Annotated in this window: 14 protein-coding genes; 13 read left to right on the forward strand and 1 reads right to left on the reverse strand. The window is 39.2% G+C overall.

The annotated features are described in order from the left end of the window. Positions 1-60: 60 nt before the first annotated feature. From fdxA to pyrR, 4 genes are all read left to right on the forward strand, one after another. The gene (fdxA, locus tag NE668_RS00705; RefSeq protein WP_004696472.1) at positions 61-225 is read left to right on the forward strand and encodes a 4Fe-4S ferredoxin; all 165 of its coding nucleotides are present in this window, start codon (positions 61-63) and stop codon (positions 223-225) included. Between the two features lie 105 nt (positions 226-330). After that, entirely contained in the window at positions 331-774 is a 444-nt protein-coding gene (gene lspA, locus NE668_RS00710) for a signal peptidase II (protein ID WP_287507655.1), read from the forward strand. 86 nt (positions 775-860) lie between these two features. After that, positions 861-1,784 carry an RluA family pseudouridine synthase gene (locus NE668_RS00715; RefSeq protein WP_038125489.1) on the forward strand — a complete coding sequence of 308 codons (924 nt, stop codon included), beginning with the start codon at positions 861-863 and terminating at the stop codon, positions 1,782-1,784. Between the two features lie 93 nt (positions 1,785-1,877). Then, positions 1,878-2,399 carry a bifunctional pyr operon transcriptional regulator/uracil phosphoribosyltransferase PyrR gene (gene pyrR / locus NE668_RS00720; RefSeq protein WP_004696466.1) on the forward strand — a complete coding sequence of 174 codons (522 nt, stop codon included), beginning with the start codon at positions 1,878-1,880 and terminating at the stop codon, positions 2,397-2,399. A gap of 122 nt (positions 2,400-2,521) precedes the next feature. Here pyrR and NE668_RS00725 read toward each other — a convergent pair whose 3' ends face one another. Further along, positions 2,522-3,835 carry a tRNA(Met) cytidine acetate ligase gene (locus NE668_RS00725; protein ID WP_077708579.1) on the reverse strand — a complete coding sequence of 438 codons (1,314 nt, stop codon included), beginning with the start codon at positions 3,833-3,835 and terminating at the stop codon, positions 2,522-2,524. 186 nt (positions 3,836-4,021) lie between these two features. On the opposite strand from NE668_RS00725, the gene NE668_RS00730 reads away from it, so the two are divergent. The 9 genes from NE668_RS00730 to mrdA all read left to right on the forward strand — a co-directional run bounded on the left by NE668_RS00730 (position 4,022) and on the right by mrdA (position 12,750). Next, entirely contained in the window at positions 4,022-4,585 is a 564-nt protein-coding gene (locus tag NE668_RS00730; RefSeq protein WP_227037099.1) for a hypothetical protein, read from the forward strand. A 3-nt stretch (positions 4,586-4,588) separates the two neighbouring features. After that, positions 4,589-5,794, forward strand: coding sequence for an acetate/propionate family kinase (locus NE668_RS00735; RefSeq protein ID WP_004696461.1), 1,206 nt, complete (start codon positions 4,589-4,591; stop codon positions 5,792-5,794). Positions 5,795-5,946: 152 nt separating this feature from the next. Then, positions 5,947-6,567 carry a hypothetical protein gene (locus tag NE668_RS00740; protein WP_105086664.1) on the forward strand — a complete coding sequence of 207 codons (621 nt, stop codon included), beginning with the start codon at positions 5,947-5,949 and terminating at the stop codon, positions 6,565-6,567. Between the two features lie 86 nt (positions 6,568-6,653). After that, on the forward strand, positions 6,654-7,220 hold the full coding sequence (locus tag NE668_RS00745; RefSeq protein ID WP_004698546.1) for a Maf family protein: 567 nt from the start codon (positions 6,654-6,656) through the stop codon (positions 7,218-7,220). A gap of 162 nt (positions 7,221-7,382) precedes the next feature. Beyond that, positions 7,383-8,081: a RadC family protein gene (gene radC / locus NE668_RS00750; protein WP_004696456.1), complete on the forward strand. Its 699-nt coding sequence runs from the start codon at positions 7,383-7,385 to the stop codon at positions 8,079-8,081. A 279-nt stretch (positions 8,082-8,360) separates the two neighbouring features. After that, positions 8,361-9,398, forward strand: a complete 1,038-nt coding sequence (locus NE668_RS00755) for a rod shape-determining protein (protein WP_004698656.1) — start codon at positions 8,361-8,363, stop codon at positions 9,396-9,398. Position 9,399: 1 nt separating this feature from the next. Next, positions 9,400-10,317 (forward strand): rod shape-determining protein MreC, encoded by a 918-nt coding sequence (mreC, locus tag NE668_RS00760; protein ID WP_004698531.1) that lies wholly within the window; start codon positions 9,400-9,402, stop codon positions 10,315-10,317. After that, complete coding sequence (gene mreD / locus NE668_RS00765) at positions 10,314-10,808, forward strand: rod shape-determining protein MreD (protein WP_004696449.1); 495 nt, start codon at positions 10,314-10,316, stop codon at positions 10,806-10,808. The genes mreC and mreD overlap by 4 nt, the downstream gene beginning before the upstream one ends. 19 nt (positions 10,809-10,827) lie before the next feature. Further along, complete coding sequence (gene mrdA, locus NE668_RS00770; protein ID WP_060919197.1) at positions 10,828-12,750, forward strand: penicillin-binding protein 2; 1,923 nt, start codon at positions 10,828-10,830, stop codon at positions 12,748-12,750. Position 12,751 lies beyond the last annotated feature (1 nt).

A 12,751-nucleotide genomic window follows, 5' to 3' on the forward strand; every position in this document is an offset into this window, starting at 1 on the left:
AAGTGCCTTTCTAAATGATAATAAAAAGTTCTGATCTATATTTTGATGGAGGTCCTAATTATGAGAGTTATTGCTGATGGTTGCATTAAATGTGGTTCTTGCGCATCTGTTTGCCCAGTTTCCTGCATTACTGAAGGCGAAACTAAATACGAAATTGGCGATGCTTGCATCGATTGCGGTTCTTGCGAATCCGTTTGCCCAGTTTCTGTAATTTCCGCTGAGTAATCACAAATAAAACACGCCCCTCATTGAGGGGCTTTTTATTTTGCCTAAATTTGCGTAACTTAGTATAATAGGACTATTAAGAATTATATTATAGTAAGGGAGTTAATCTTGTTTTATACAGTACTTATCATTTGGTTATTATTGGACCAATTAACTAAATATTATGTAATGAATCATTTTTTGTTAGGTGAATCTTTACCTGTTATTCCTAATGTATTTCATCTTACCTATATTATTAATCGCGGTGCAGCCTTTGGCATGTTAGCGAATCAACGATGGTTTTTCTTACTAGTGGCTTTTGTTCTATTAGCTGTTTGTGCTTTTTATTGGAAGCGATTAGCTAAGGGCCATTGGACTTTGCAAATCGGATCCGCCTTATTAGTCGCAGGTGCAATTGGTAATGGCATTGACCGATACATGATTCATGGGGTCGTGGATTTTTTTGATTTTCGTGTATGGCCTATTTTTAATGTGGCAGATATTGGTATTTGCATAGGTGTAGCTTTTGTTGTATTTTATTTGTTTTCATTGAAAGAGGACCATGAATAGCTTTCATTATTAGGGTCCTTTATAGATCATTGACTTGATTCGTCAATAAATATATATCTTATACTTGACTCAAAGAGGAATAGAGGATGAATGAATATATTGTAAGTGCTGAGCAAGAAGGCATGAGACTAGATGTATTTTTAACTGAACAGATGGAAGGATCTCGTAGCTATATTCAAAGTTTAATTAAAGGTGGTCATGTTACAGTAGGTGATAAAGTAGGAAAGGCTAATCTTCGGCTTACACCTGATACTGTCATTCATGTAGAAATCCCAGAGCCCGAATCGATTGAGGTTAAACCTGAGGATATCCCTATAGATTATTTATACGAAGATCACGATATTGTTATTGTTAATAAACCTCGTGGCATGGTGGTACATCCTGCAGTAGGGAATTATTCTGGAACCCTTGTAAATGCTCTATTATTCCATTGTAAGGACCTATCAGGTATTAATGGTGAAATTAGGCCAGGTATTGTGCATCGCTTAGATAAAGATACGTCTGGTGTTATGATGGTGGCAAAAAATGATGCAGCACACATTGGTCTAGCAGAGCAAGTAAAAGTACATTCTGCAAGACGTACGTACTGGGCGCTAGTACAAGGCAATATTGTAGAAGAAAAGGGGACTATAAAGGCGCCTATTGGACGCCATCCTAAGGACCGTATGAAAATGGCTGTTGTCTTTGAAAACAGTAAAGATGCAGTAACACATTTTAAAGTATTGGAGCGTTATGGTCATCAAACATTGGTTGAATGTAATTTGGAGACTGGCAGAACCCATCAAATTCGTGTTCACTTTGCTCATATTGGACATCCTGTTGTTAATGACCCATTTTATGGATATAGACGTATGGATTTTCCTATAGAAGGGCAAGCATTACATTCTAAATCGTTAGATGTTAAACACCCTATTACAGGTGAAGAAATGCACTTTGAAGCACCGGTACCAGCTGACTTTGAGGCGTGCTTAGAATTTGCTAAGACCTACCGTGAAGATAAACGAAAATAGTCTAAATGTTTACATTGATTGTCTAAGTACTTATTTTTACTACTTATTTGGATATAGGGGCATAGAACAATCCTATGCTGTAAGGGCGTATATATGGAAAAGAAACGCTTACTAATGGATCAAGACGCTATAATGCGTGCGATTCGTCGTATTAGTCATGAAATTTTAGAACGCAATAAAGGTTTATCTAATGCGTTAATTGTAGGTATTGAACGGCGTGGTGTCATTTTGGCAAAACGTTTACAAGCGGAAATTGAGCGTATAGAAGGTATTCATATTGATTGTGAGTCTTTGAATGTTGCAGTGTATCGTGATGATCGTGATGCTCGTCCTAAAGAGGGGGAACCGTGTACGATTGATACAACGGAAAAGACAATTATCCTTGTAGATGATGTTTTGTATACGGGCCGTACTATTCGTGCTGCTTTAAATGCATTAATGACGGCTGGCAGACCAAGATCTATTCAATTGGCCGTCCTCGTCGATCGTGGTCATCGTGAATTGCCTATACGAGCGGACTATGTAGGTAAAAATATTCCTACATCACATCTTGAAAGTGTACGCGTTGCCGTCGCTGATCTGGATGGTGAAGAAGGGGTTACAATACAGGAATAATCTGTATTGTAACCCCTTATTTTTTGAGTATTATCATATAATAAGATGATTATCTTAATAAAATTAAATTATTTGACTCTTATATTTATGTGCAGAATGTTTCTACCAGATTGTAGTTCTGCTTATTTTATGTATTGTGGCGTATAGGTGTAGTCCATATGACCTATTCGTTTAACTTCATTATGTAAGCATAAGGCCTGTATATCTGTAGCTAATGTATCGATTTGATGCATCGTTTGTCCCAACGTATTTAATTCATTAGGTGCTTTGGCCCATTTTTGAATAAGTGGTATTTCAAAATCATTTCGAAGCCATTGACGACCTCTATCGTTGAAGGCTAGCAAGCGAGCATATTGTGGCGCTTCCTGTATAGCACTTTGTAGTAAATCTTTTTGTATTCCTAAGGTGAGATAGGCTCCCATTCGTTGTAAACGGGCATAGGTATAGCGCTTTGATTTTATTTGCTTCATAGCCAAGTTCCACGTAGGTTGTTGGGCCGCTTTGGACCATAAGTGTTCAATGCCTTCGTTGAACTCTCCAAAGCTTTCTAGCTCCTTAGTTGAAGTACGACGACTTAAGGTATGGACCATATCATAGTAGCGGTTATAGTTTACATAAGCACCATTAGAAATTATATTAGTCATATCGTCTGCAATAGTTTTAGGAACGATTGACTGAAGTTGTAATTTTATTTTACTATTTAGTGCATTTAATTTTGTTAATGTAGTTGCAGTTGCAGTTGAATTTGAATTTGTACTTGTCGTTGTATCTATATCTGTAAAAGTGTAGATACTATTTTTATTACAATTGTTACTACCTGTAGCCATTTCTGTTATGAGTTTACGCAATGCTGTACCAGAAGGAAAATCTTTTGTAATATTCGCGTCGTGATGATCTGATGTGCGTAAGATTGGTATATATTTTAAGGAAGGATAATAGGTAAGTCCTGCCCGAATATATTCAAGTCCTAACAGTGCATTAGGGGTGTTGAGCATCTCTGTATTAAGGGCTTTACGGAAGGCAGAGCCATAGGACATGCCTTCGTTAATATAGGTCCGTAATACTATTTGAGTACTTTCACAATCCATACGTTTAGTTATATCAACGAGTGTATCTAGATCAGCCGTTTCAGAACCAAAGGAGAGTGCATCGATATGTAAAGCTTTTACCATGCGAATAGCGCCTGTTCCAAACAGTTGTGCACTACCCAAAGAATAGAGTGTAGGTAGCTCGATAACGATGTCTGCACCACCGAGAATAGCCCAACGAGCACGGTCAAATTTAGAAAAAATAGCAGGTTCTCCTCGTTGTACAAAGGAACCACTCATGATACAAATGCGCAGCGCTTCAGGATGCTCTTGTGCTAAGGTATGTAATTGATGCGCATGTCCATTGTGAAATGGATTATATTCACAGATGATACCGATTGTTTTCATAGTGACTCCTTTCATTATTGTTAGTGTAACAAAGCGAAGAAATGCTGTAAACTACATTTCATGATATCCATATAAAAGGCTTGTTTATAGAAATGATGTTATGTGTAAATATTAAGTTTAGTATAGATTTTCTTGACACTATAGGCTATAATTAACTGTAAATGCTGAATTGATGTGAGGTATATGATGAAACAAAATTGGAAACGTACATTACAAGGGACTCTGCTCGGTGCTGTGCTGCTAGCAATGGCGGGATGTGGCTCTACAAATGTAATGGATACATATAGTTTTGGCCATCAAGTTATCCGTGTTGGTCAATCTGAAATTACCATTGCCTTGCCTTATGAAATGGGTAAAAGTACAAAAAATATGACTGATGATGGGTATCCAATTGATATTTATGGTTCCGTTACAGAACATATGGTGATTGAAGTTGAAGCATTGCGTGCTGGTGACAATAAACCATTGCCTACGGTTGATGAGTTTTTAAATCGCAGCAAGTCTGAATTCACGAAGATGGGCGCAACCATCAAGGAAGAATCTGTAGCTTTACAAGATACATCTGCAAAGAAGCTTGATGTGACGTATACAACACAAGGGCAAACATTTAGCTTTTCTCAATACGTATTCTTAGATCATGGCGTATTGTGGAATATAATCTACCAATATCCTGAAAAGGATCAGGTAGGTGCTGATATCAGCAAAGAAATTCAAAACAAGATTCAAGTTACACAACAGAAAGAGGGTTAATCGATGAACGTATTAGTAGTTAACTGCGGTAGTTCTTCTTTGAAATATCAATTACTTGATATGACAACTGAAACAGAATTGGCAAAAGGCCTTTTTGAAAAGATTGGTGATCAAGATGCTATCTTCACTCACAAACGTCCTAATGCAGATAAATTAGAACGCGTTGAACCAATTTTGAACCATAAAGAAGCGCTTCGTATTTTGCTAGATATTTTAGTTGATGCTGAATTTGGTGTTATCTCTTCGATGGATGAAATTGATGCTGTAGGTCACCGTGTAGTACACGGCGGTGAAAAATTTGCTGATTCCGTATTGATTACACCAGCAGTTATGGAAGCGTTGGAAGAATGTGCTTCTCTTGCACCATTACATAACCCACCAAACATTCAAGGTATTGAAGCTTGTGAAGCTATTATGCCGAGTGTACCTCAAGTTGCTGTATTTGATACTGCATTCCATCAAACTATGCCAAAAGAAGCATATATGTATGCGCTTCCTTACTCTTATTATGAAGATTATGGTATTCGTCGTTACGGCTTCCATGGTACGTCCCATAAATATGTAGCACAACGTTGTGCAGAATTAATGGGTAAACATATGACTGATCTTCGTATCATCACATGCCACTTGGGTAATGGTTCCTCTGTGGCTGCTATTAAAGGTGGTCGCTCCATCGATACTACAATGGGCTTTACTCCATTGTCCGGTTTGATCATGGGTACGCGTACAGGTGATATTGACCCTGCTATCGTTCCATTCTTGATGGAAAAAACAGGTATGACCTATGAAGAAATCGATAGAGTTATGAATAAAGAATCCGGTGTATTAGGGATTTCTGGTGTATCCAATGACTTCCGTGTGATTGAAGAAGCTGCTGCTAACGGCAATAAACGCGCACAATTGGCATTGAATATGTTCCATTACAAAGTTCGCCGTGTAATCGGTGCCTTTGCTGCTGTTATGGGCGGTGTAGATGCTATCATCTTTACTGCTGGTATTGGTGAAAACGGTATTGGTAACCGTGATGCAATCTGTAACGGTTTGGAATATTTAGGTACTCGTATTGATTCTGAACGCAATAATGTTCGTGGTAAAGAACAAGAAATCAGTGCTGAAGGCTCTAAGGTTAAAATCTTTGTAATTCCTACAAACGAAGAAATCATGATTGCTCGTGATACTCAACGTATTACAGCAGCGTTGAAAAAATAATATAGTTCGCATCTGAACTGAGTGACTAATAGAGTCATAAAACCCCGTCTATATCTCGGATATGGACGGGGTTTTTGTAGTTTTTATGCATAGAATATCTTATAATAGGATGTATAGTTATTAATTAGTGATTTCTTTAAAAGGGGTAAAGCATGACAGTATTATATGAAGAAAAATCTCAGCGCACCAGAAGTGCAGAGTTATTGGTAGTATTTTTTGTGATTTTATTGTTGTGTGCAGCAGCTTATACAACGTATCGCAGTATTCAATTACATACGGTTTTATTAGCTGAGTATTTTATTGAAATCATGGCCATCATTGTTATGGTTAAACAGGCTGTTAGTAGATATACATATATTTTGACAGATACAAAGCTTGTGATTGAAGAGCACTCTATCTTTAGAAATCGTCATTTTGAAGTAGATTATAACATGATTGATGGGGTGTTCAAGTTTGAACGTGAGTTGTTGACAAATATTAAATACCGCTATAAATATAGAAAATGTTCTACCTCTGACCCGCGCCCGATTTGGTCTCTTGTGTATTCTATTGTAGATGGAAATAAAGTTAAAAATGGTCGTTTGCTGTTGAAAGCCGACGATAGATTCTTTGAAATATTAGAAGAGCATGTGCCTGGCCGTATTCGTGTGCCTCAAGCGGATATTGTATTTTATGCAGCGGTGCGAGCTGATGCGGTAAAACATGGGGAAGATGTACAAGAATATTATGAAAGATTAATTTCTTCAAAAGAAGATAAAGGAACAACTATGTAAGGGATGGTAAGTTCTGGGGGATAGGCAGGATAGTTTAGTTATACCAAGAATTTTATGTACAAGTTTTTTAATACGAAGGAGCGTATATGGCTGGATTATATTTGGCGAGTCAATCACCACGTAGAACTGAATTATTAACACAGGTTGGGATTGATCATACTGTTGTATCCAGTACTTATGAGGAATCTAATGAGGGTTACGACAACCCTATTGAAATGGTGAAAGCCCAAGCATTAGGTAAGGCTCGTTGTGCTGTAGGTGTTCCAGACGGAAGTATTGTGTTAGGCGCAGATACTATTGTTGTCCTTGATAATAAAGTATTAGGAAAGCCACATGATGAATCCGATGCACGCCATATGTTGGAGCATTTATCGGGTAGAGCACATTCTGTAATCACTGGAGTCGCGTTACTCATCAAAGGGGAGGAGATAGTTTTTCACAATGAAACAAAAGTATATTTTAAACAATTAGCACCCTTTGAAATTGAGTCTTATATTGCTAGTGGGGAACCGATGGATAAGGCTGGAGCTTATGGCATCCAAGGAAAAGGTGCATTATGGGTAGATAAAATAGAGGGCTCTTATACTAATGTGGTAGGGTTACCAGTTGAACATGTATACGAGGAACTGTGCAAGGCGTTAGGGGCAAAATAGTACTAGCGTATTAGACAGATAGTGATATAATTGGCTGTGCTGTGCTGTGCTGTGCTGTGCTGTGCTGTGCTGTGCTGTGCTGTGCTGAATAATTTTTAAGAGAGTAGATGTGTTTATTGTTTGATTTACAAATGGTGTTATCTATTTGAATGGAGAGATTCTATGGAAGTACCAACAGTAAGTGTAAAAGATATGCTACCATTCCAGCGCCCGCGAGAAAAATTTCTCGCCTTAGGCCCTTCACATATGGCGATGGAGGAGTTGTTGGCTATTTTATTGCGTACAGGGGTAAAGGGGCAATCTGCGATTTCTTTGGCAAGTGATATCGTACAATCCTTTGATGATGGCGTATATGGTCTTAACCGAATGACCGTAGATAATCTAACCAAAATCAAGGGTATTGGTAGAGATAAAGCAGTGACGCTATGTGCAGCACTTGAAATGGGTAGGCGTCTAGGGGAGCTTAAGATTAAAGAGACTTATGAAGATTTTTCGCAACCTTTTGTAATAGCTCAATATGTGATGGAACGACTGCGGCACGAAGATGTGGAACATGTGTGGGCTGCCATGCTAACATCTCGAAATAAGCTTATTCAGTTGGAGCATATCTCTAATGGTGGATTGGTATCAAGCCTTGTAGAGCAAAGAGCAGTATTTAAAAAAGCTATAGCATGCAATGCGGCGGCTATTATTCTAATCCATAACCACCCGTCAGGTGATAGTAGACCAAGTGATGAAGATATACGGCTAACGAAAATGTTTGTTAGTGCTGGTCAATTTATGGGGATTCCTGTACTTGATCATATTGTTATAGGGGATAATGAATTTACGAGCCTCAGCGAAATTGGTAAATTGAGCTGAGCCTAAATAAACTGAACAAAGCCAAGTAAGATTATTAAAAGCACTCATTTTGAACTATACCTAATTTTGACGCATGGGTAAGTTCCTATAAATGAGTGCTTTTCCTTATTGTGTATGAGATTATATGTATGAAGTTATGTAATTTTTATGTATGACTTATGAGTACAGGGATTATGCGTTATCTGTGCTTTTAACAAAAGGAAAGGTACTGATATCAATGGAAAAAGTCGCGTTATATATGGTAAAATGGAATGATGATGTAATGAAGGAGAAATTACTATGAGTTCCATTTTACCTACTCTAGGAAAAGATGTAAGTATAGATATTGGTTCCATACAAACGCGCCTCATGGGGGGGACGCGAGGGACTGTTATAAGCGAACCATCGATTATAGCAACTGATACAAAACAAGAAAAAGTAGTAGCCGTTGGTGATGAAGCGGCGCGCCTCGTATTGCGCATGCCCGATATGTGGCGTCCGTTAACGCCTTTAAAGGATGGATTTATCGTTGACTATCGTGTTATGCATACTATGCTTAGCTACTTTCTTAATAAGGTGTCTAATGCGTTGCGTCGAGCCCGCGTTGTCGTAGGGGTTCCTTGTGGCATGACCGATGTTGAGCAACGAGCTATGATGGATGCTGTTATTCAAGCTGGTGCTCGAGAGGTATTCCTCATTGAACGACCTGTGGCAGCTGCTATTGGTTGTGGTGTGCCTATCTTTGAAGCGCAAGGATCTATGGTTATTGACATCGGTGGTGGCACTATTGATATGGGGATTGTTTCTTTAGGTGGTATCGTAGATAGCAAAACAATTCGTTTTGGTGGTTCTGATATTAATAATGCCTTATTGCGCTATGTGCGTGAGTGTTTTGGCGTTATCGTATCTGATGAGACCATATTAGATATTAAGCATACATTAGGTACAGCTATCGCTCCTTTAGAGGATGCAGAGTATGCCTTTCAGGGGCGCGATATGATGAACGGCTTAGGTAGACGTTGTGTGATTCATCAATCTGAAGTGTACCAAGTTGTAAATGAATGTTTGATAGGACTCTTGGATGAGGTTAAGCAAATGATTCGTGCTACGGCACCAGAAATCGTGGCTGATATTATGCAACATGGCATATGGCTTACTGGCGGTACGGCAAGACTATCTGGATTAGCGGATCGGATTGGTACTGAAGTAGGTGTACCTGTTCACGTTCCTGAAGCACCTGAAACAAAAGTTGTGGTAGGCCTTAATGGGGCCTCATCTGATTTGGTGAGCTTATCGCGTTTTATTGTAAATTCTAAGAATAGAAAGGGCCGAGACTAGCATGATACAGTCAGATAAAAAGTTAATTATCATCGTTGTCATTGGTTGTATCCTAATGGCATTGCTCGGCTTTGCGTGGAAGCAACGGACTAGTATTCCCTTTGTTACGGTTACCCTTGAAGGAATTACAACGCCTTTCTCTTATGGGTCAGCTCGTTTATTAGAGGGCGTCCAAACTAGCTTTACAGTACTTAATAATGCTATTTTCTCTACTATCGAACGTGAAGAGGAAGCATCTCGTAAAGCTACATTGGAACAAAAGGTAGTTAACTACGATGAAGTAGTGGCAGAGAATATTCGCCTTCGTCAGCTTTTAAACTATAAGAGTAGCCATCCAGAATTCTCCATGACCCTAGCAGGTATCATTACAAAGGATTACGGTACTTGGACAAATACTTTCACCATTGATAAAGGGAGTGAAGAAGGTATGGCAGTTAATATGGCTGTTGTTGTACCTAGTGGTGTCGTTGGTTTTATTACAGATGTATATCCGCATTCTGCTCGCGTTCAAACCATTCTTGATCCGCGTAGCGCAATAGGTATCCTTGTACAACGACCTGAATCTCGTTTGTCTGGCGTTGTAAAAGGTAATGGCAATACACCTCGTACACCATCTATGGTAAATATTGCTCGCGATGGTGATGTATTGGTAGGTGATAAGTTGATTACCTCTGGATATGGAGGCATTTATCCGAAAGGTCTACCTGTTGGCAACGTGCAATCTATCGAAAATGATTCGGAAGGATTTGTTAAAAATGCGGTAGTCACACCGAGTGTAGATTTTCATCGTTTAGAAGAAGTTTTTGTGCTTACCTCGTCTTCTCTAAGTGCACCACAAAAACCAGAACTTGAACCTAAACTTGTGCCTCAAACACAACGAGATCAAGTAGAGGGTGCAAAGGGGGCCGTTAAACAATGATGCGTCTAGCTTTAGCTTTCTCTGGATTTTTAATATATTTTATACAAGCGCAATTATTGCCTACTATTTTCCATACAAATTGGTTACCAAACTTAATTTTGACGATAATTGTTATGATTACTTTATTTAAAGGTCGTCGTATGGGGCTGATATCCGCTGTTGTTGGGGGTATCGTACATGATGTATTGATATCTAACTTTTTTGGGCTCCATCTATTCCCTTACGTAATTGTGGTATATCTACTATCTGCCGTAAAGCATCGTATCTATGAAGAACGCTGGTATTGGTCTAGCGGTATAGTAGCTATTTGTACGCTACTAGATGGCGTTATTCGTAGCTTTATGATATTAGCTAGTGGTGGCGATTTGCACTTTGGACTATACTTGTGGCATATGGTATTACCCGTGATGTTCTGGAATGGCTTGTTAGGCGCTATTGTGCATGGTTTGTTATGGCGTAAAGATGATGAACAACAAGGTTATATTTGGTAAGGATTAAGGGGGTGAAAGAGTGCTTGAAGGCCTCTATAAACGAAGAAAAACGAATCGCTTTGATGTACTCTTTTACATTGTAGCCGGCATATTTATAGTCTTGGCATTACGCCTGATGTCGTTGCAAATCTTGTCTGGTGGTTATTACCAAGCTAAGGCAGAAGGCAACCGTTTGCGCATGGTATCCATGACAGCTGCTCGTGGTATTATGTACGATCGAAATGGTCAGATCTTAGTAGGTTCTAGACCGGCATACACTATCTCCATTTTGCCTACGGGGAAGGCTCTAGACGAAGGTGAAGTTGCTAAGTTGGCAACTTTGCTGAAAATTAAACCAGAAGATATTACAAAAAAGGTAAATGATCATAAATATGGTTATGAGCCAATTCGTATTGCTAATGATATTTCTATGGATGTAGTTACAAGCATCGAAGAGCATCGTCATGAATTACCAGGTGTTACCATAGATGTAGAACCACTTCGCTATTATCCATATGAAACGATGGCTTCTCAGCTCTTTGGTTATGTGGGTGAAGTGAGCGAAGAAGAATTAGAAGAGCTAAAACAGCAAGATCCAAATACCCTTATTAGTGGTGGTACTATTTTAGGCCGTTCTGGTCTTGAAAAACTATATGATTCCATCTTGCGTGGTACTGATGGTGGTAAACAGGTAGAGGTTGATGCTACAGGCCGACCGGTTGCGGAGGTAGATAGAAAGCATACAGTGCCTGGATCTAATATCCATTTGACAATAGATGCAAATCTACAAAAGGCTGCTGAAGAAGCTGTTAAGAACCAATTAGAACAGTTGCGTGCCCAAGGCATTCCAGCTCAAGGAGCTGCTGTAGTAGCAATGGATCCAAATACGGGTGCCATTTTGGCCATGGTCAGCGCCCCTGAGTTTAATCCTAACTGGTTTGCGAAAGGGATTACAACGGCACAGTGGAATCAATTGAATAACGATAAGAATCATCCATTTGATAATAAGGTTATTTCTGGTGAATATCCACCAGGTTCTCCGTTCAAGATTATTACAGGTACGGCGGCTTTAGATCTTAAAAAGGTTACCCCTGAAGAAATGATTTTTGATAGTGGTAAACATTGGCTTATCGATAAACGAAATGCAGAAGGTGAAGCATTAGGGTGGCTTAACTTTAATAAAGCTCTTGCAAAATCAGATAATGTTTACTTCTATGAAATGGGCAATCGCGTTGGCATAGAAGGACTTGTAAAATATGCTGGCTACTTTGGTATTGGCGAAAAGACAGGCATCAATCTTGTTGGTGAGGCCTCTGGTAATATGGCAAGTCCTGCTTATAAACGCAAAGTGTATGATGAAGATTGGTATTTAGGTGAAACCTTTGATGCGGCCATAGGTCAGTCTTTTACTTTGGTGACACCATTACAAATGGCTGTTATGCTCAGTGAAGTAGCAAATGGTGGCATTAAATACCGCCCATATGTGGTGAGCCGTATTGATAATAAGGATGGCACGCCAAAAGAAATCTTTGGCCCAGACAAGCTCGGTATCTTACCTGTACCAAAAAATATTATGGATCTCGTTCGCGAAGGCTTGCGTGACGTTACTAATGAAGGTGGTACAGCAGGGGAGTTGTTTAAAGGATTCCCTATTGATGTAGCTGGTAAAACAGGTACTTCAGAGAATGCACATGGCAGAGATCACGGCTGGTTTGTAGCCTATGCACCATATGATAAGCCACAAATTGTAGTGGTTGCACTTGTTGAGCAAGGTAGCTTTGGTGCGGGCTCTGCAGGGCCTATCGTAAGAGATATATTGGCTGCGTACTTCAATGTACCAGTGAATAAGAAATCTAATGATACAAATAGTAAGGGCAATAAGGAAACTGCTACGGGGACAAGTATTAATAAAGGGCAAAAACCTCAGAATGCGGTAACTAGTGGACAACCAAGAAAGGATTAGT

The organism is Veillonella parvula (assembly GCF_024461875.1).
GTDB lineage: Bacteria > Bacillota > Negativicutes > Veillonellales > Veillonellaceae > Veillonella > Veillonella parvula_I.